Source organism: Amycolatopsis sp. NPDC114503 (genome assembly GCF_055633655.1).
Map to the genome: position 1 here is coordinate 767,809 of NZ_JBVKDT010000003.1, position 17,576 is coordinate 785,384.

Annotated in this window: 13 protein-coding genes; 2 read left to right on the plus strand and 11 right to left on the minus strand. The window is 67.7% G+C overall.

All coding sequences use genetic code 11. The features are described 5' to 3' along the window. Nucleotides 1–531: 531 nt before the first annotated feature. The gene (locus ACZ7OI_RS16105) at nt 532–1,212 is read right to left on the minus strand and encodes a hypothetical protein (RefSeq protein ID WP_470264962.1); all 681 of its coding nucleotides are present in this window, start codon (nt 1,210–1,212) and stop codon (nt 532–534) included. A 574-nt stretch (nt 1,213–1,786) separates the two neighbouring features. Here ACZ7OI_RS16105 and ACZ7OI_RS16110 point away from each other — a divergent pair. Next, nucleotides 1,787–2,086: a hypothetical protein gene (locus tag ACZ7OI_RS16110; protein WP_470264963.1), complete on the plus strand. Its 300-nt coding sequence runs from the start codon at nt 1,787–1,789 to the stop codon at nt 2,084–2,086. Between the two features lie 670 nt (nt 2,087–2,756). On the opposite strand, the gene ACZ7OI_RS16115 is transcribed toward ACZ7OI_RS16110, so the two are convergent. The 10 genes from ACZ7OI_RS16115 to ACZ7OI_RS16160 all read right to left on the minus strand — a co-directional run bounded on the left by ACZ7OI_RS16115 (nt 2,757) and on the right by ACZ7OI_RS16160 (nt 16,761). Next, nucleotides 2,757–3,038, minus strand: coding sequence for a hypothetical protein (locus ACZ7OI_RS16115; RefSeq protein ID WP_470264964.1), 282 nt, complete (start codon nt 3,036–3,038; stop codon nt 2,757–2,759). Between the two features lie 55 nt (nt 3,039–3,093). Beyond that, complete coding sequence (locus ACZ7OI_RS16120; protein WP_470264965.1) at nt 3,094–4,962, minus strand: helicase-related protein; 1,869 nt, start codon at nt 4,960–4,962, stop codon at nt 3,094–3,096. Nucleotides 4,963–5,237: 275 nt separating this feature from the next. Further along, on the minus strand, nt 5,238–5,552 hold the full coding sequence (locus ACZ7OI_RS16125; RefSeq protein ID WP_470264966.1) for a VRR-NUC domain-containing protein: 315 nt from the start codon (nt 5,550–5,552) through the stop codon (nt 5,238–5,240). 557 nt (nt 5,553–6,109) lie between these two features. Beyond that, on the minus strand, nt 6,110–6,577 hold the full coding sequence (locus ACZ7OI_RS16130; RefSeq protein ID WP_470264967.1) for a hypothetical protein: 468 nt from the start codon (nt 6,575–6,577) through the stop codon (nt 6,110–6,112). 49 nt (nt 6,578–6,626) lie between these two features. Beyond that, nucleotides 6,627–9,842 carry a hypothetical protein gene (locus ACZ7OI_RS16135; protein WP_470264968.1) on the minus strand — a complete coding sequence of 1,072 codons (3,216 nt, stop codon included), beginning with the start codon at nt 9,840–9,842 and terminating at the stop codon, nt 6,627–6,629. Then, nucleotides 9,839–10,480, minus strand: a complete 642-nt coding sequence (locus ACZ7OI_RS16140) for a hypothetical protein (RefSeq protein ID WP_470264969.1) — start codon at nt 10,478–10,480, stop codon at nt 9,839–9,841. The genes ACZ7OI_RS16135 and ACZ7OI_RS16140 overlap by 4 nt, the downstream gene beginning before the upstream one ends. A 17-nt stretch (nt 10,481–10,497) precedes the next feature. Continuing rightward, nucleotides 10,498–12,342: a DNA primase family protein gene (locus ACZ7OI_RS16145; protein WP_470264970.1), complete on the minus strand. Its 1,845-nt coding sequence runs from the start codon at nt 12,340–12,342 to the stop codon at nt 10,498–10,500. 1,226 nt (nt 12,343–13,568) lie between these two features. Beyond that, nucleotides 13,569–13,976, minus strand: a complete 408-nt coding sequence (locus tag ACZ7OI_RS16150) for a hypothetical protein (RefSeq protein ID WP_470264971.1) — start codon at nt 13,974–13,976, stop codon at nt 13,569–13,571. A 46-nt stretch (nt 13,977–14,022) separates the two neighbouring features. Beyond that, nucleotides 14,023–14,898 (minus strand): lysostaphin resistance A-like protein, encoded by an 876-nt coding sequence (locus ACZ7OI_RS16155; protein WP_470264972.1) that lies wholly within the window; start codon nt 14,896–14,898, stop codon nt 14,023–14,025. 18 nt (nt 14,899–14,916) lie between these two features. Further along, nucleotides 14,917–16,761: a DHH family phosphoesterase gene (locus ACZ7OI_RS16160; protein ID WP_470264973.1), complete on the minus strand. Its 1,845-nt coding sequence runs from the start codon at nt 16,759–16,761 to the stop codon at nt 14,917–14,919. 198 nt (nt 16,762–16,959) lie between these two features. On the opposite strand from ACZ7OI_RS16160, the gene ACZ7OI_RS16165 reads away from it, so the two are divergent. After that, a partial coding sequence (locus ACZ7OI_RS16165) for an Lsr2 dimerization domain-containing protein (RefSeq protein WP_470264974.1) occupies nt 16,960–17,576 on the plus strand: 617 nt, incomplete at its 3' end.

Genomic DNA, 17,576 nt, shown 5'->3' on the forward strand with positions numbered 1-17,576 from the left:
GCTGTGTTGCTCACGGCACACGCACCTGAACCCGCGATGCCGGCATCGGGTGTCGCACAGTCCGTCGTGGAACGCATGCTTGTGCCTGGTTGTTCGCCGTGTCGCACGGTCAGGTCGGGGGGGTGATCTGTCGTCAGGGATTTCCGCGCTGCTCGTACGGCTGGGCGAAGTCGCTATCTGCTTCCCACAGCGAGCGCCCATTGCCGGCAAGGCGTGGGGTGACGAAGCGAAATGCGACCGAGGCTATGCTGCACGGCTGATTCGGTCGCTGTGGAGGAGAGGGGCGAGGGTGCGCAGGCCGTTGAGCTCGTCTCCGCGACAGGTCGACGACGCCCCGACGGTCCGTGCCCGTAGGAGAGGAGGGATTCCGCTCCAGCCCACACGCGGATAGGGTTCTGCCTGCGGGCGAGAGGGTGAAACGCGCGGAGCTTGCTTTTCCGCTGTCGCGCCTGGTGCGTCAGGCTGCGGAGGGGCTCGTCCCCGTCGGTGTGGGAACCTTTGGCGCGGCAGCGTTCCCCCGCCCTTATCGGGTCACTTGGTGCGATCGCCAGCGGCCTTGGCATCGTCCACCAGCTTCCAGCCGGGGAAGAACAGTACGACTCGCTGCTCGCCGACCGGATCGATCTCGGAGCGGTGGACCATCAACGTGACCTTCCGCGTCGCCAAGGTGCCGTCGGCCCGGCGGGCTGCCAGCCGCATCAGGCAGGCTCCGAACTGCGTGATCTCATGAATGCGCATCTCCGCCCCGAACCCGGCGCGCTGTGACCCTGAGCTGGGCTGGTGATTCTCGAGCAGATTCCTCACGCCGCCGACGACTGTGTTGCCCAGTGTCTCCAGCACGAGTTGCCGGCTGATCGTGCAGTCTGTGCCGATCGCCGCTGTCCCGCAGGCAATCTTGTCGGCCAGGGCGAACAGCCGCGTTTCCCGGTCGACCAGATGGCGGCCGCGTGTACCGGCCTGTGCGCCCCGGCGGCGCAGCGCATTGTGGGCGAATGCGGCTGGCGGCGCCTCCGCCGGACGCCACCGAAGAGGGAAGAGCCAGCCCGCGACAACACGTTCGACGGGTTCGGCCTCGGTCGGATCGATCAGGACGATACGGCTGTCGTGATCCGGCGCTGCGTTGATCAAGTGCCATCGGGAGTCGCCTGGCGGAATGACATACGATCCGGCGATCAGATCTTCCGCTTCCCTGGCTTGCCAGTCCCTCGTCATAGCACCGATCCCGTCGACGAGGGCAGGCTGGCTCCCACGGTTGTCCCGGCGTTCGCCCTGACGAGGAACGGGCAGGCTAGGTCTGGTCGGTCACGGCGTGCGAACACGATCGCGGAGTTCACTAGGAGGTCCCTTCTGGTTGACCTATGGCGAGGTCATGACGAACGGTCGTCGGGTTCATCGGTCGTTGCGAAAGGCAGGGGGGGATCTGGTTCCCGCGCATGTACGCGGCGGCGTGCTCGGCGTAGTCCGCGGGAACGCGGCCGGCCCGGTTCTCCTCGTCGGAGGAGTCGCCTTCTTGAGCGTTGGGGAACACGGCGGCCGCCTGCTCCACATCGTTGGCGGTTAGTCTGGGATGTCCTGCAGGTGTCGTATTTTCCCTCGAGCCGACGCTGTCCGGCACCGCCGTGTCTCCCCTGCCGGGCGACCCGCGACGCGTGGTTCCGGTCCGCGGACGGGGAGGCTGAGTTGGGACACCAGGTTCTGCGTCCAGGCACCCGCCCAGGCAGCGGCAGCATCCTCCGCACAGTTCTGCGCCCGAACACACTCGCTGGTTGCAGTCGCCGTCCGGACAGTGCTCCGGCTCTTCGCCGCTCCGCATCCGACCGCGGACTTCCGGTTTTCCCGCACCGACTGGTTCTTCGCTGGATTCTTCGACGGCAACGGCTGGGCATTCTGCCGCCGAGTGGCGCTGGCGGAGGGTCTTCGCCCGGCTGACCGGATGGTGCGGACAGTCCGGCGACACCTGGTCGGTGGCGACGAGCCCGCACGCCGCTTGGCCACATGGACACTCGTCTTCCAGCTGATGGCCCTCCCAGGTTCGGCCGATGTGCTCGATGTGCCGCTCGGGGATGGCCCCGGCTGGTTCGTCTGATCTTGCTGACTGCGCGGGTTCCGCGCCTCCCCCGACGATGGCGCCGAGCTGGCGAAGGGATTCGGCGTGGCCTTGCCACCGGTGGCAGTCCGTGCACGCCGCCGTACAGTTTCCGAGCGCCGTTGCGAACCTCGGTCGCTCGGCGACGAACGCGCGTATCGCGGCGAGCGTCTCCCGGGCGTCGCGCAGCTCCGACTCCGCCGTCTCGGCGCCGACGGTCTCTGGGTGAGGCCACAGTTCCGGATCGAACAACGGCCCGGCGTCTTCCGGCAACTGCTCGGTGGAATAGCCCATGCCGTCGTGCTCGTCGTCCGCCTCCGTCCACCTCGACCACGAGCCCCCCGCACGGTCGTAGACGTAGACGGAGTCCGTCGAGGAAGCGAAAACCACGAGCTCCGAACGCAGATCCGGCCGACTTCGGCCGTCCTCGGTCGGATGTGACATTGTGTGTGTCCTTTCGAGCCTGTTGGCATAACGGATCACGGTCGACGGGCGCAGGACCCGCGCTCGATGCGCCTTGCTTGCTGCGAGGAACGACCTTGTCGGGCCGTCGCAACGGTTGGCCCGCCGCGTCATGCTGCAGTCGGGGCACCCCGATGCCTTCGGCATGACCGCGCTCACGATCGACTGAGGCGGGTCAGGGTTTTAGCAGCCGGAGTTAACGCGGGTCTCAGGCCTGTTTCCACAATGGTTTGACGCACACCTTCAGGAGATCTGTCCCCCCGTCCTCGCGCTCCGCCCGTTTCCATTTGCGGCGGAGCGACGTCGCCCTGGTCCTGGCTGTTCGCTTGTCGGGGAACGGCCCTACTGTGCAAGCAAAAACGTCGGTCCGCCCTCTCTTCGGGCGGATGCGCTGCATGATGCCGACGACGACGAAGCCGTTCGTCTCGGCTTCGAAGAAAGCGTCCTCGGACGGGTACGTCGTGTCTGTCACGGTGCTGTAGACCTGCATCGTCGGTCTTCTTTCGTGGTGTCGGGTGCTGGCGCGACAACTGTGCCGGCGGGGCTCAGACGCGTTCGGAAACCCAGAGAGCGCGGAGGTCCTCGTCGATCTCGTCTTGCAGGGCGGCCAGCAGCGCGGCTTCGCCGGACACCGCGTTCAGCAGGTCGTCCTGTGCCTGCTGCTTGTCGGCGAGTACGCCGGGCATGCGCTCGTCCTGGGTGCCTTTGGCGATCAGGCGGCAGATGTCGACCGGCTGCGTCTGGCCGGGCCGATGGAGCCTGGCGTTGGCCTGCAGGTAGTGCTCGAGCGAGTACGGCAGCGTGTACCAGATCAGTCTCGAGCCGCCGTACTGCAGATTCAGGCCGTGGCCGGCGCTGGCCGGATGGATCAGCATCACGGGTATCTGCTTGGCGTTCCATCGCCGGACCATGTCGCGCGAGCCGTCGAAAGCCCGAGCGTCCACCTTGGACTTCGCGAACCGCGTCAGCAGCTGTTCGAGGTCGGAGCGGAAGTGGTACGCGATGAGCGTCGGTGATCCGCCGTTGTTGCGCACCAGGTATTCGGCCATCTCGAGCTTCTTCTCGTGGATGACCTCGTACCGGCCCTTGGTCGAGGGGTCGTCCGGGTCAGCCGTGTAGATCGTTCCCGATGCGAACTGCAGGAGCTTGCTCGCGAGAACGGCCTGGTTGTCGGCGACGATCGACTCCACGCTCTGCGTGAGCGTGCCGTCCTCGGCTCGGTACGCCGTGACGAGGTCGAGGACCAGGTCGCGCTTGAACTTCTTGTACGCCGTGAGCAGGTCCGGCGGGAGCGTGACGTTGACGTCCCGGATGCTCAAGGCCGGCAGTGCCAACGAGGTGTTCTCGGCGCTCATCACCAGATGCGAGATCGCCGCGTAGATCTCCGCTTTCGCGTTTCCGGCCGGGATCCACCTCGCCGGCGTCGTCGTGCCGGGCACCATCTTCGGGACGAACCAGCGTTCGCGAAACTCGGTGACAGTCCGGCCCAGCGACTCTCCCTCGTCGAGCAGGTAGATCTGGCTCCAGAGGTCGTGCAAGCCGTTCGGGCTGGGCGTGCCGGTGAGTTCGATGAGTCGTGTGATCGCGGGCCGCATCCGAGCCATGGCTTGGAACCGCACGCTGGAGGGTGACTTGAACCCCTGCGACTCGTCGATGATCACTGTCGGAAAAGGCCAGCGCACAGTCTTGCTGCCGTTGTCGTCATGAACGGGCATCTGGTCGATCAGTCCGAACCGGCATTCGGTACAGCCCGTACCGGAGCAGGCCGGGCACGGGTGAGCCTGCCGTGCCACCGCCTTCGCCTTGACGAGCTCCTGAATCCAGGTGCCGATCGCGGACGCGGCGGGTGTCGCGGCGTCGGGACCCTCGGCGACGAGGCCCCGGTATTCGCGGACCAGTTCGGGCTGGGCGATCGGGCCGCGGGCCCGCACGAGGTCCAGGATCGCGGCTGCCTCGGGGGTCAGTACCGGGGCTGCCGGTGTGCGCGGTGGCCGTGCCGGCGTGATCAGCCGTGGCCCGCGGGACGGCTGGGTGAGCAGGTCCTGGTTGACGAAGTACATCGTCGGCGGATCGGTGAAGATCTCCTTGAAGCGTGCGAGACGATCCTCTTTGGACAGTTTGCGGTCGTTGTCGTCGACGATCAGGGACCGTGTCCTGATCGGGAAGTCCCATTTCTCGATCTCGTCGATCCAGGTCGATCGTGCGATCGCGACCGGTGCGACGACCAGGATGTGCCCCATGGGCCGCAGCGTCTGCAGGGCGGCGAGCGTCGACAAGGTCTTGCCGCCGCCGAGGTTCATCCACGCACCGGAGAAGGGGCGGGAGACGACAAAGTCGTGGATCTGCTGCTGATACGGCTCCAGGACGAGCTGGCTGCGCGGCGCGGGAGGCCGGGCTGCGGCATCGACGGTCATGGGGTGTGCCCTCCTCTCCAGGGTGGTGGCAGGCGGCCGATCGGGGAGGCAGACATCGCGTGCACCTGCCAGGGGGCCGGGTGCCGCGTTCACGCCCACCGGCGCCCCGGCCCCGGGGCTCCGGGGCGCTCTTTGCTCGTGCGCCCGGGATCCGACCGATGCGGGACACGCAGACGTAAAACCCTGTCCGCCGGCCGACGGGCAGATCGCGTGCGATGCTCGGACGCGCATCCTTGCAGTGCCGAGGGCCGAGGGCGCGCTTGTGACGGACCGTCTCAGCCGGATTGCCCGTCTGCGCCATGGCACAGCCGGGCAACGAGATCATCCACCGCGGGTTTGTCGTCCACGACGTGGACTTCGGCTCCGAACCGACGCAATTTGGCGTGCACGAGCCGTTGCCGACGCTCCAGGGCTCCGCCAGGTCGCTTGACTTCGACGAAGACGGCGCCGGCAGCAGGGGCGACAACGATCCGGTCCGGCACCCCTCCTCTGGCAGGCGACACGAACTTGAGGCACAACAGGCCGTGCTCGCGGCACCTGCGCAGGAGGTATCGCTCGATCGCGTTCTCACGACGACTCGATGCGGTCATGGCCAGCCTTCCCCGCACGTTCTGCTGGTTGCCGGATCGGTTCCGCCGCCGTGTCGACGGCAGTAGGACTTGGGCTGATCCGGCTCGGATGTGCGTGCTCGCCTGACATTTGCCGCTCGGCGAGGCAAATGTCGGCGGAACGTCGCGGCGCTTTCCCGACGGAGCCGTCAAAGCCGGTCGACCGGATGCTGCGGCGCAGTGTCACGAAGCTTCCGTTCGGTCTCGTCGGGACCGAATTGCTGCACGAGATAGCCGATTTGAGCGCTGGGTCCTCCGTTGTGCACATCGCTCGCTGCAGCGCTACCCGCTTCGTAAACCGTATCGTCGCGGTCCCTGGTATCGACGCCACGGACCTCGCCCAGGGGCCAAACTGTCCTGGGCATCGCGGCGTGCGGCCGCCGGAACCGCGCTCGGACCTCCGTTTTCCGCGCGGGCCAGAACCGGAAGCCGCTGGCCGGCTTGCTGTCCGCCTGGCGCGCCACTATCGGACTCGCGCCTCACGCTGTCCTCCCCGGCTCGGGATTCTGTCGGGAATGCTGGTGGCCCGCGTCGCCCTGCTACCTATGGGCGTTGATCCAGTTGTCGACGTAGTCGTGCAGTAACTCGTGGCCGTCGCGGCCGTCTTCGACGCGGTCGTAGGGGTAGCTCGTGCACGTGCTGCTGCCCAGCAAGTGCGCAATCTGGTCGGCGCTGACGACTGCGTCCTCGTCCCCGCCCACATCAACGGTTGCGGTGTCGTCGGACGAGAGCGGACGCGTCCAGTCGAAGCCGTGGTGGGTTCCCCCGATCAGATAGCAGTCCGCGCAGGCTGTGATCTGGAGGAACGAAGATCCGGCGTTCACGCGTAGTTCCGGAGACTCCTGCTCCGGCGTCCCCAGCGCGGCGTCGAGGGTTGTGAAGAAGTCCTCTCCGACAGTGGCGTCGGGTCGCTGCTGGATCTGGGCTCTGACCTTGGCGAGGTTGGCTGAGGCTGCCTTGACAGCCGCGTCGGCGGCGGCGAGCTCCGCTGCAATGTCGTCGGTCATTACGATTCCTTTCGTAAGCGGGTAGGTCGCGTTGACGACGGCCGAATGGTCACGCCGTCGCATTCATCCAGTTCTTGGTGAAGGTCTCGCCGAGCATGCGGATGTAGACGGCGAGGTCGAGCGCTGCGACGAGACGGTCGGCCCGTCCGGGCGGCAAGGCGTGCAGGTCGTCGTTGACGACGAGGGCGGACCATGCGGGGTCGATGCCGTTGATCCGGCGGATCACGACGTCCTGGTCGTCGGGCAATACTGTGAGCCGCTCGGAGGAGGCTGCTTCCGCGCGCGATCTCGCCCAGCCGTGGAAACGCAGGATGTCCAGCGCGACCGGATCGCGCCGCACCCCGGCGAGGCCGCGCGCGCGGCGCGTCGCCTGGCTGGCCGGCGTCACTTTCCACGCGCCCGCGTTGTGCAGGCTGACCGCGGCGGGCGTCCCGTCCCGGACGACGAAGATCCGGTTGACAGCCTGAAGCGGCCGCGGGTTCACCAGCGCAGCCGCCGCGTCCGTCCCGTCGTCCGGCCGTTCGCCGGCGGTCGCGACCGGATCAGCGGCGAACGGGTAGGTGATCGACCCCCGCGACGCCACGACGACGTTCTGAAAGGCCAGGAGCGTCCCGACGGGGTTCGCGGGGCGGATCGCCTCGTCGATCAGCTTCCGCCCCAGCACGGCGTCGAACGGTTCGGACAGTGCCGCCTCTCCCCTGCTGGCGACGGTCTGCAGGTAGCGCGCCAGGGCGGCGTCGATCACGGCCGGGTGGGCCAGCGACTTCGTCGGGGTCGGTCCCGCATAGCAGGCCAGCGTTCCGCCGGAGGCGGAGATGACGTCGCTCTCGGCGACCGTCCCGCCTTCCTCCGGGGCGGTCAGCTCGAGTCGGTTGTTCGAGTCCTTGCTGATGAGGAACATCGGCTCCGGCTCGATGTCGACCCCGATGGCGGCCCGTTGCTCGGCGAGCACTCGGTTGTTCGCCGTCTCGTCGAATCCGGCTTCCCCGACGACGGAATAGAGGCCGTCGGTATTCGTGCTGATGATCCGCGCACCGGCCAGGGTTTCGTCCTGTCCGATGCGCCAGCTGAAAAGCTGGCCGATGATGCGCATCGAGATGATGCGGTTGTTCATCCGGATCGGGGTCCGGTGCCGGGCGTCGCCCGCGCCCGAGGCCGCGTTCAGGATCAGCTTGGTGCCGTTGCGCAGCGTCGTCAGGCGCGCCCTCTCCTCGGCGGAGAGCCCGGGCCGCTTGAGTGCACGCCCGTACCGTTCCTTGTCGGCGAAGATCCGCGCGTAGCGGTCTTCCCCCAGCTCCGGGTTCCAGAATGCCCGCATGTTGCGCAGCAGGTTCGGGTAGTAGGAGGTGAAGTCCTGGTGGATCACGCGGCCCGCGCTGGTGCGGGCGAAATGCGGATGGAGTTTCGTGGAGTCGTCGTCGTTGCGGCTGAACAGCGCCGGTGCACTCTTGGCGGGTGTGTCCCGGTAGGCGGCGCCCGCCGCGGTCGTGTTGGCCAGCACGAGCTTTCCGCGCAGCCGGTAGGCGCCGTCGGCGCTCCTGCTGTCGGCGACCAGGACGTCGAGGGCCTCGTCGGCGCCGCGCTGGGCCGCCAGCAGGTCGGCCGGGTCCGGCGTCAGGGCACGGGCGCGCGCGAGCTGTTCGTTCTGAACGGCATCGCCCTTTTTCGGCTTGCGGTACTTCACTCTGCCCGGATCGGACCCGACCAGGACGAGCCTCTTGTCGACGACGCTGCCGTCGGGCAAGGCCAGCCGATTGTGCTGGTCTTTCGCCGCGGCCACGAAGTCCCGGGAGTCCGGGTACAGCCGCCGGGCCGCGGCAAGCATGACGACGTGCGCCTCGTAGGCGGCCAGTTCCGCCTCGTACACCGCCAGGTCGGCCTCGGCTCCGTGGATCCCGCCGGTGGAGAACGTCGCGAAGCAGGACGAGGGCGACGCGTCTTCGTGGAAGTAGGGAATGTTGTTCGGCGCTTTCGGGATGTCGCGCAAGGACAGCGCCGGCAGGCCGAACTTCTCGCGGTACTCCTCGGAGTCGTTGAAGTTCCGGCCTTCGATCGAGCGGTAGTACTCGACGACTCGCATGAATTGCCGATGCGCCTCGGCCTGAGCCGGTGTCGCGGAGGGGGCCCGTACCGGGTCCGGCGCGACGCGCTTCTCGAAGAACCGGACGCACTCGTCGAGCACGTTGACCGTCTCGATGCCGCGTTCGCGCGCGATCTTCGGATGCGGGTAGGCGAACGAGACGGTCTCGATGTCGTCGAGCGCGGTGTAGGGCGCGAGAATCCGGCCCACGAACCTCGCCGAGGACGAATCGACGGTCAGGCGGTCCCGACGCACCGCGCCGTTCCGGGCGAATACGGTCTCCGAGTACTGCGCGAGAAGACCGGCTTTGAGGTCGAACGTGCTGGCATAGGCAGGATGGCGGAACAGCTGGGAGAGGCCGACGCAGTCCGAGACGTTGTACGCGAGCAGTTCGCAGAAGGCGTCGGCCGCGGAGATCCGGGTGTCGTGGCTGAGGTTCGCGGACTCCTTGATCTGTCGGCCGAGCATCCCCAGCAGGCGCTTGAGGCTGACTTTGACCTGCAACTCGTTGAGCCGGGCGACGTCGAGGTGACGGCCCGACTGCAGCATGGCGCGGCGGATCCTGGCGACGGGGCCGTCCCAGCCGAGGTAGCCGGGCATGAAGGAGATGTGCTCGGTGAACAGCCGGTCGTTGTGTTCGCGCATCGTCCGCGCGGTAGTCGGCTGGAACAGCGGGCCGCGGCCGGGATTCGGGAACGCTTCGTTCAGGTACAACGCCAGCATCGTGGTGTCGTAGTTCGTCGAGTTGTACCCGGCCAGGAACGGATGGAGCGCCGGGTCGTACCCCGGGTCGGTGTCGCAGACCGGGCGCAGCGCCCGCGGATAGCCCGAGACCTCCGCGCGATCGTTGACCTGATCGGCATCCGACAGCCCGACCAGCTCGGCGAGCCGGAGGTTGCTGTCCTCGCTCCGGAGGTCGAGAAAACGCACCTGGGTACGTGGAAACGCGGGCAGGCCCGGGTTTCCGTCGAAGATCGCCTCGCCGAGCAGCCGATGGTCGATCGTGTCGGCGAGGTTGGTTCCGTCGGTGTCGTCGTCGACGAGGTAGTACGCCTCGAGCGTGCCGGCCCCGCCCGGGCCGGGCGTGTAGGCGCAGAAGGTGAAGACGTTCTCCAGGGATTCGATGTCGTAGAAGGTGAACAGCGCCTCCTCGGCGGTGGTCGCGGGAAAGCGCCGCGCCGTCATCGTGTCCGGTCTTTCTCTGTCGGGGCAGCCGTCTCGGGCTGCGGCGCGCCGGGCGGTGCGTATCCGGTGGCCTCCTCGAGTGCGGGCGACGACAGTCCTCCGTCGAAATGCGCTCGGAACGCGGCGTACCCGGCGGCGACTTGGCCGAGGGTGGTTCCGGGATAAGACCGGGAGAGTTCGACCACCGCCGCTCGGATCGGGCCCGGGCGGTAGCGAGGCGGCGTTTTGTAGGTCAGGGCCGCGTAGGCAGGCGGGAGGGGCAACTCGCGTTCGAGCGATGCGACAGCCGCACCTCCGGGCCGGGTCAGCTCTGCCCGGTAGGTGCCGGCTGCCCAGTCGCGCTGGTCGTGGAGTTCGACCAACCGCTGTTCCAGCAGTTCCCAGGTGTCGGTGCCGACGAGGGGGGCGAACGCGGATGCGTCGACCGTGACGCGCAGCAGGCACCCGGTGTCGACGACGGTGAGCTTCCGGAGCCGTGTTTCCGGCTCGGAATCGATCGCGGCACAGCGCTGCGCGTCGGACGCCGAGGTCGCCCTCACGCGGGAGAGCGGTTGCCCGAGCGGGTCCCACACCATCCATTCGGTCTCGGGGAGGTCGATGCGACGCACCACGAGCGTCGCGGCGGCGGTGGCTGCCATGGGTTGTTCCTCTCGTGTCACGGTGGGCCGTCGTCCTGGCTGGCGCGGGCGGCGGGTGCCGCTGCGGGCGGTGCACCGGCGAGCCGGAGAATCCCCCGGTAGTTGGCCAGCAGGACCGGTTTGGACCTCTGGAGCCGATCTTTGCCGCCGTAACTCGGGCTCAGCCACTTCTTCAGTTCGTATTCGGCGATGAGCGGCTCGGGGTCGTGCATCATCCGGCCGGGGCGGATCTTGCGGTTCTTGTCGGGGCAGTGCCAGTGCGGGTCGACCCGGACGATCGAGACGAGGTCGGCGACGAACTGCCGGTTGCTCACCGGCGAGCCCGAGGGCGAGACGTCGGCGAACCATGCCTTGTACAGGTCGTAGAGGAACGTGAACGGCACCAGGTCCCAGACGAGCTGTTCGCGGAACTCCTCCCAGAACCCGCGCACGGGGTCGTTGGCCGACTTGTACTCGGCCAGCACCTCTTTGGTCGCAACCGGTTCGGAGAGCTGGTAGTAGTTTCCGGGGTCCGCTGCTCCGGCGCGGTGGAGCACGTACCACAATGCGTACTCCAGGACTTCCCGGCGCTGGAGGTAGTCCTCCTTGATGTATTTGCGTTCGATGCCGGTGTAGCTCTTGGCGAAAGGGACGAACAACTGCCGGCGGTAGAAGCTCTCGGATTTGTCCTTCACCCGGGGGAACTCGTTGAGGCACTGGACCATGAAGCCCCAGAACTGGGCCGCGATCGGCATCCGGTACTTGCGGTTGATCTGGATGACGTCGTTGGTGACGATCGCCTTCAGGTTCGCGGCCTTGTCGATGAAGATGCCGACGTCGTTCTCGTCGGTGATGATGGCGTTGGCGCGCACCAGGGGTTCGAGTGCGAAGTCCTTGCCGAACTCGCTCAGCGGGATCGAGGTGTGGGCCCGCGGTCCGCACAGGTTGCGCATCAGCGAGCACAGCGTGCCCTTGCCGTTGTTGCCCTGGTCCGAGTAGAACCAGGCCGTCTTCCCCCACGACACGTGCGGGCGAATGATCGCCCCCACGATTTCCCAGAGCAGGTCGGGAATCCCGTCGTCGTCGGACAGGTCGCGCATCCACGATTCGATGTCCCAGACTGTTCCGTCGCCCGGGTGCGTGATGACCGGGTTGGGAGCCGCGTCCACGTAGTCGATGTGGCATTTGGTCAGGAACACCAGGGCCGGGTGGAAAGGGATGACGGACTTCGCCTTCACCCGGAAGGTCGTGCCGTCGACGGTGATGTCGGCGTCGGCGCTGCCGTAGTGGAAGACACCGTTGTTCACCGCGATCAGATCCCGGTGGCTGCACTGGTGGGTGCGGGGAGAGTCCTCGCGCAGCACCGCCAGCACCTCCGCGAACTCCTTGAGGGTCAACTGGGTGTTGTACATACGGGCCGCGGTGCGGATGTCGTCTTCGCTGGTCGTGTACGTCCCCCGGGAGCGTCCGGCGGCCTGGTACATCGCCAGCAGGTCGTACTCGCGGTCGGTGTCCTTCGCGTTGGGGGCGATGCGGATGACGTGGTGCAGGCGCAACAGGACCTGCGCGACCTGCCAGCACGTCAGGCACCGCAGCAACGGGAGCCGTTCAGGCGGCTTTGCGGCTTTCGCGTTCTCGGACTTGCACACGTTGTTGACGATCACCAGCAACTGGCTTTCGAGCGCCCGGGGGCCGGGCGGGTCCGCGGGATCGATCGCGTCGAGGTAGGTAGCGGTAGCGAGGGTGACGATTTCGTTCTGCGGAGCCAGGTCGGGGCGCCCGGAGAAGCAGGACAGGACGCGGTCGTAGGTGTGGACCAGGATGTTGCGGGACGCGGCGTCCGGGCGGTCGCCAGACACCGGCGCGGGGACGTCGGGAGTCATGCTGCTGTCTTTCTCGATCGCATCGAGCGTCGGCCGGCGGTATGTGGGAGGCAGACTCGACTCATAATCGAACAGGAACGTACCGGCGACTCTAGGCCTGCCAACAAACTTTTCGCAACAAGTCGAATGCTTGTCTATTGAGGCATCGACAAGAGCATCAATAGCGCGGGCCTCGCGGAGACCGCGGGCGCGCCCGGAACAGTCCAGCGCCATCGGCGCGGGCGAGGGCCCCGCCGGCGGCGCGCACGGACCTCGCTTCGCGTCCCGGGGGCGCAGAGCCCTGCTCTAGCACGCGCGTTCACGCGCCCGCGGGCGGCGTCAGCCGCCCGTTCCCGGCCCAGGTCGGGAGAGTTCTTCCGCCCGGCCCCCGTGTCGCCGGCATACCCGGAGCAGGTATGCCGGCGCTGTACCACGTCTCGTGGTACAGCGGTTTCCTGAGGCCAGGCAGTCTTTTCCGGGCGCTCGACGACAGCGTGTACCACGATCGAAGTTCTTCGTGGTACACAGAAAAGACCCGCTCACGCCCTGTTCCGATACCCCCTGTACCGGATGTACCACCACAACATCGCTAGATCCAAGGCAGGAAACGGCCGGCACGACCTCAGCGGGCCGCCGGAGGTTGGGCACTTCTCGCGCACATGTAAACGCCCGGATTACCGCGGTACACGCGGTACACCGCGCGGAAATGGCGGCACACCAGGCGAAACGCTGTACCACTCGGGTGCGGCGACGCGGTACGCCTCGTGCCGGGCAGGCACCGCGGCGGGAATGTTTTCGCCGGTCCGGGCGCGATCTCGGGCTGTACCACGACATGCGGTACAGCCTTCGCAGGTCGTCGTCCCCCGCCTGCCCTCGCGACCGAGCGAGCCGGCTCGGCACCGACGCCGACAGGCAGGGGTGCGCGTGGTGGCGCATAGTCTCTCCAGGCAAGGCCTCTGACGAGCCCTCCGGAGGGAATCCCGGCACGACCGCGAGCGATGCGCGCGACAGTCCGGCCTTGCCGCCGGCAACTGTCCGGCTCGGGCCCCGAAGAAGCCGAATGCCGTTGCACGGTCTGTTTGTCATCGGTACCGTGGAGAATGGAGTACATGCTGAAACTGCGTCGCCCTGGCGAGACAGTCACAGGAACGTGAGAACAGAAAGGCCGGAGAGTGCCCCTGTGGGAAGGGAACTCTCCGGCCTTTCTGTCTGCCGTGTCGCCTGCCGCGGAAGGGCGGACAGCGGAATCACCCGCGAGCGGCCGCGCTCCGGTCTCGTCTCCGGTCCGGCGACGCGGAGGCGCGTCCGCGAGTCCACCGCGGGCTTTCGATCGCATAGACGATCCGGCAGGTGATCGTGACATTGCCGTTGCACGGGACGGTGCCTTCGGTCTCGCTGATCGCGAGCGTGCGGTACCCGGCCACCGACTCGGCACTTTCGAAGAACCGCGCGAGTCGCAGGTTCGCCCGCTCACGCGCCTGGTCGGCCGCGACACCGCTGGCGGTCACGGAGTGGACGTGGACGCAGCCCCGGTCGAAGGTGGCGGAACCACCGGTGCCGAGTTCGAGATCGAGCGTCGCTCGGCCGGTGCCGAGCGGGCGGGGCCAGACGAGCCGGCCCCGCGCGTCGTAGGTGCAGGTGCTGACGACGGACATGGCGGATTCCCTTCCTCCCTTCCCGAGTATGGCCGAAAGACTTCTTTCAGCCATCCCCCGGTGACCGGATGACCCGGTCACCTCGGGAGCGCCCTGGAGGACTCCGCCGCCTCCGCCGCACGTCCGGTGCCCGGCCTGTCCCGGCGTCTCCGGGGCCGCCCGCACCGGGCGCGGGCCGGTCGGCGACTGCCTTGGCGAGCACGGGAAGGCAGCCTGCGAACGCCGCGGTCAGCAGGAATGCCGAGACCGGGTTCGCGAGGCCCGTGAGCGCCGGTGTGGGAACGAGCGTCGCCAAGGCGTTGAATCCCGCGTGCAGCGCCACGCAGTGCGACAGCGTCCGTGTGGCTTCGTACACCAGGCCCAGCACCATCGCCAGCGGGAATGCAAAGGCGAACTGGACGACATTCCCGTGCACGAGGCCGAAGACGCCGGCGGTTACGAGAAGCGAGGGAGCGACGGCTGCTCGCCTGCGCAGCAGGGGATACAGCACTCCGCGGAACAGCAGTTCCTCGGCGGCCGGCGCGACGGCCAATGTGAGCAGGAGCGTAAGCCATGTGCCCGCGGCGTGCCGGGCGTGCAGTGATCCGTCGAATCCGGCGGAGCCCTGCACCGCGTAGAACCACTGCGCCAGCGCCTCCCCGGACAAGAACGCCAGGACGGCGCACACCGCCGCGAGCCGCCCGACGCCGCGGAGCCGGCCGCTCGCCCCCGGCAGGTAGGCGAGCCATCGCGGACGGGAGATACGTGCCGTGCCGGCAAGCAGGATCACGACAGCATCGAGCAGTACGGTGGCGAGGACCGGCTCGCGTGTTGCGGACGCGGCCGCCGCGCCGATGCCGAGGAAGGCGGCGGCGAGGCCGGTCGCCACGACGGCGCACCACGCGATGCCGGGCAGGCGATGCGCGGTGCGCCGTATGGCCACGGCCGCCTCCTTCGCGGGTCAGGCGGGCGCGAAGACCCGCTCGTGGATGACGGCCTGGACACGGGTCTCGCCGCGGAAGGTGTTCAGCTGCAGCGCGGCCGTGAAGCGCACCGTCCCGGTGTCGGTGCGGCTAGCCCGGTCCGCGAGGTCGACCAGTTCCGCGTGCTTGTCCTCCGCGGCGTTCCACCACAGGCACGACATGCCCGTCCTGGTCACGAGCCGAAGGTGCTGCTTTTCCGACCCGATGCGTTCCACGCGCAAGCCGAGCGGTTCGACGGCGATCTGGACGACCGGGGCGGGGAACCCGTAACCGAAAGGCTTCAGCGATTCCGTCCGACGCACGAATTCGAACAGCGGTTGCGGATCGTCGAGACCCGCGTCGCAGTCGGCGTCCGGGCCGAGCACGAGGTCGCCCTGGACGGCATCCTGGTCGGCGGTCGGCAGCGCGGCGCGGGTCGCGTCGGCCAGCACCGAGGCGAGGGATCCGAGGAGCTCGGCCCGCTCGACCCGCACGCCGCACGCCTGCTGATGGCCGACGCCCGACATGCCCCCCTGCGGCCGCAGGCCGGCGATGATGTCGAACCAGCCGGGGGCGCGGCCTGATCCGCTCACGGCGTCCCCGGGACCGGCCGGGCGGTTGACCACGGCGACCGGGTGCCCGTGCTCCTGCATCATGGTGTTGGCCAGCAGGCCGTACATGCCCGCGGGCGCATCGGAGAAATAGACCCAGGGAGCGAGCGGCTGATCGCTCGCGGCCAGCGCCGCACGGTGCTCGATCGTCAGCTGTTTGCGGCGTTCGTTGGTCCGGATGACCGCGTGGGCGTGGGCGAGCATCGCGTCGGGGTCCGGCGCGGTGAACGCCGCGAAACACGGCTCGAGCGGCTCTTCGGTGCGGCGGGGACTGTTCATCGCCGGAGCGAGATAGAAGGCGAAGAAGCCCTCGTCGAGGTCGTCTCGGTCGCGGATCTTGCCGGTCTGGGCGAAGGCCTTGAGCACGAGCGCGAACCCTTGGAAGGCCCGCAGGAACCGCGGGTGGTGGGCGTCGATGCGCAGCAGCCGCATCAGCGTCGAGGCTTCGACGTCGATCCGGTCCGGCGCCGGGTCGCTGAACGGGCCGTGCGGCCGCGGCGGCGCGACCCACAGCAACCGTGCGATCGAGAGCGAATCGCGCACCAGCTGCCGGTTCTCGTACAGCACCGGCATCACGTCGGAGACGGTGCCGAGCCCGGCGAACAACCGCAGGAGACGGACTTCCCAGAGTTTGTCCGGGCGGTACTTGCGGGTATAGGCCTCGATCACCTGGTACAGCACATGGGCGCCGCAGATCCCGGTGTGGGCGTAGGTCTCGTCCAGCCGGCATGGGTCGACGGTGATGTCGGCCGTGGATCCCGGCGGAAGTTCCTCGTGGTGATCGGTCACCAGCGTCGTCCAGCCGCGGGCGCGCGCCGCGGCGATGCCCCGATGGGAGTTCACTCCCCCGTCGCACGTCAGCAGGACCCGGGTGTCGGGCCAGCTCACAGCGATCTCGGCGACGTCCTCGGGCGTGAGATCGTGGCCGCGGCGGTAGTCGGGCAGGTGCAGCACGACGTCGAACCCGAGCTCGGAGAGACCGGCGTAGCCCAGCACGCCGGAGGAGATGCCGTCCATGTCGTAGTCCGGGGCGATGGCGACCTTCTTCCCGAAGGATCGCGCGTCCTCGAGCGCCTCGACCATTTCGGCCAGGCCGAGCAGCTCGCCGTGCTCGGCCGATTCGATGGACTGGAGGTAATCCCCGGTCCAGCCGCGCCGCCGGCACACCAGGTCGAAAAGGTCGACGTCGCCGCCGACGGGCGGACGGTCGACGGCAGACTGGGGCACAGTCATGGAAATGGCCTCTCGATCACGCTGACAGAGCGGCTCCGCAGCCACAGCGGAACCGTTGGCGGAACAGCAATTCTAGCAGTGGCGCTCGGTGCGTATCCCCTGCAGCGGCACCGGCTTGTCATACCGCTAGTCTCGTCACTATTCCATCATCGAACGACAAGCTTCTCCACAAGAGCAGAATGGGCTATCCTCCGCGACATGGCGGTGCGCAGAATCGTTGACAGGGAGTCGGACCTCAGCGGTGCCCCTCATGCCGGGATTGCCTTGGTCGGCTTGGACGGCTCATGGTACGAGATAGACTTGAGCTCCGACGAGAAGGCAGAGCTCGAGCGGAAGCTCGAGCTCTATATCGACAACGGCCGCAAACTCGAGTCCACCATGACACGCGAGGAACGCGTGGCAATCCGCGAGTGGGCAGAGAAAGCCGGCTACGAAGTCGCGGGTTTCGGCCGGGTTCCCCGGGAGATCCTGATGGCCTATGACCAGGCACACGGCATCGACAGAGCCTACATCGTGGACGCTGACACCGCGGCAAAAAAAGCCGCGGAGAACCGGATCGTGCCCGTCATGACACCCGAGGAACGCGCCGAAATCCGCGAGTGGGCCTGGCGCAATCACTACGACGTCTCGCCCAAGGGTCAGATCCCGAACCACGTCGTGGAAGCCTACGAGGAGGCACACAACGTCGACAGAGTTGCCCTCGAGGACGCTGACACCCCGGCAAAAAAAGCCGCGGAGAACCGGATCGTGCCCGTCATGACACCCGAGGAACGCGCCGAAATCCGCGAGTGGGCCTGGCGCAATCACTACGACGT

Excerpts from the sequence above, each read along its gene's own strand:
- ACZ7OI_RS16105 (WP_470264962.1), bottom strand. The coding sequence starts at position 1,212 with ATGACGAGGGACTGGCAAGCCAGGGAAGCGGAAGATCTGATCGCCGGA.
- ACZ7OI_RS16115 (WP_470264964.1), bottom strand. The coding sequence starts at position 3,038 with ATGCAGGTCTACAGCACCGTGACAGACACGACGTACCCGTCCGAGGAC.
- ACZ7OI_RS16120 (WP_470264965.1), bottom strand. The coding sequence starts at position 4,962 with ATGACCGTCGATGCCGCAGCCCGGCCTCCCGCGCCGCGCAGCCAGCTC.
- ACZ7OI_RS16125 (WP_470264966.1), bottom strand. The coding sequence starts at position 5,552 with ATGACCGCATCGAGTCGTCGTGAGAACGCGATCGAGCGATACCTCCTG.
- ACZ7OI_RS16130 (WP_470264967.1), bottom strand. The coding sequence starts at position 6,577 with ATGACCGACGACATTGCAGCGGAGCTCGCCGCCGCCGACGCGGCTGTC.
- ACZ7OI_RS16135 (WP_470264968.1), bottom strand. The coding sequence starts at position 9,842 with ATGACGGCGCGGCGCTTTCCCGCGACCACCGCCGAGGAGGCGCTGTTC.
- ACZ7OI_RS16140 (WP_470264969.1), bottom strand. The coding sequence starts at position 10,480 with ATGGCAGCCACCGCCGCCGCGACGCTCGTGGTGCGTCGCATCGACCTC.
- ACZ7OI_RS16145 (WP_470264970.1), bottom strand. The coding sequence starts at position 12,342 with ATGACTCCCGACGTCCCCGCGCCGGTGTCTGGCGACCGCCCGGACGCC.
- ACZ7OI_RS16150 (WP_470264971.1), bottom strand. The coding sequence starts at position 13,976 with ATGTCCGTCGTCAGCACCTGCACCTACGACGCGCGGGGCCGGCTCGTC.
- ACZ7OI_RS16160 (WP_470264973.1), bottom strand. The coding sequence starts at position 16,761 with ATGACTGTGCCCCAGTCTGCCGTCGACCGTCCGCCCGTCGGCGGCGAC.